This window comes from Candidatus Kurthia intestinigallinarum (assembly GCF_003991225.1).
GTDB classification, from domain to species: domain Bacteria; phylum Bacillota; class Bacilli; order Bacillales_A; family Planococcaceae; genus Kurthia; species Kurthia populi.
In genome coordinates this window covers 1-1,155 of sequence record NZ_JTFC01000096.1, presented here as the reverse complement: position 1 = coordinate 1,155, position 1,155 = coordinate 1, and the positions used below count along the sequence as shown (strand labels likewise).

At 29.4% G+C, this 1,155-nt stretch carries 1 protein-coding gene; it reads right to left on the bottom strand.

Features of this window, described 5'->3' with window-relative positions; genetic code table 11:
• Window positions 1-579 precede the first annotated feature (579 nt).
• Window positions 580-1,014 carry a hypothetical protein gene (locus QI30_RS18860; RefSeq protein ID WP_126992077.1) on the bottom strand — a complete coding sequence of 145 codons (435 nt, stop codon included), beginning with the start codon at window positions 1,012-1,014 and terminating at the stop codon, window positions 580-582.
• Window positions 1,015-1,155 lie beyond the last annotated feature (141 nt).

Below are 1,155 nucleotides of genomic sequence, written 5' to 3'. Positions count from 1 at the left end.
TATTCGTAGCAAGTATGGTGGGCTATATGTATTCAATGGTTGAGTTTGAATTTAAAAAAGATAAGGAAAAATATAAAGTTTTAGAGGACAAAGAATAGTATTTCTGCCAGAATAAAATCAATATTTTGTTATTTTTATGATTAATAAGTATTTTCTTTTGAAAGTTAGGTTTACCTTTTGGCTTTTCAATCCCTATACATAATGTAAGCATAAAATAATTGGGGATATTGAATGTGGGGGCTATTAACAGATAATAAGGGATTTCATATGTAGATTGGATCTGGAGTAGCTGCATCTACACGAAATAGGTTGTATTTCTCCGATACGATAAGAATTATATTTTTGAGTTGTATTATATGACGAATTGAGTTGTTACAGTTAAATTTGTAAATAATGTAGTAATGATTGTAAGATCAGCATTTAATTATGTTAATTTTAAAGAATTTAGAAGCTTCCGATGAGGAGGCTTTTTATTTTTTTGAATAAGAACAAACGTTCTTTTAAAAGGTGTGCATAGACGCGTAATTCTTTATTATCAGAGTTTGCAAAAAGAATATAAAAAAAGCCCTATTTTGGGCTCTAAATGCGATCTAATTGTTCATACAACTTTTCAGTTTCTTCGTCTAGCCAAGTATAAAGATATTTTAAATTTTGGCGTGCTTCTTTATATAAGCCTTCTCTTGCTAAATCTTCAAAAGAGGTCGGTGTAGCTTCGGTTTTTTCTAAATCAGTAATCTGATCGGTTTTATGAACCTGTTGTGTTTTGATATCCCAATAATAAAGAATATCCTTTTTAATCGCTAGTATTGGACCATTGAAAAGTTGGATATCACTATCAGGTAATGGGAATGGTAATTTCTTTTTACTGTAGAACTCTATAATAACTTCAGATTCATACAGAAGTATTTCAAAGTCTTTTGCTCGATTTTTAATCTTTTCTTCAATTTGCTTCAAGGCTTCTTGATAGCGATCATATTGAGTTGCAACTGGTTGTAAATGTAGGTTGGTATGCACGCATATTCACCCTTTCTATAAAATATGTATAAGTATATTTTTGCATAATAAGTTAAATAAATACATAAAAATATTCAGGAGTTTTGGGTGAAAAAAAGAGCGGTTCTTTTATGTAATTACCTTGTTATTATTTACCTTACA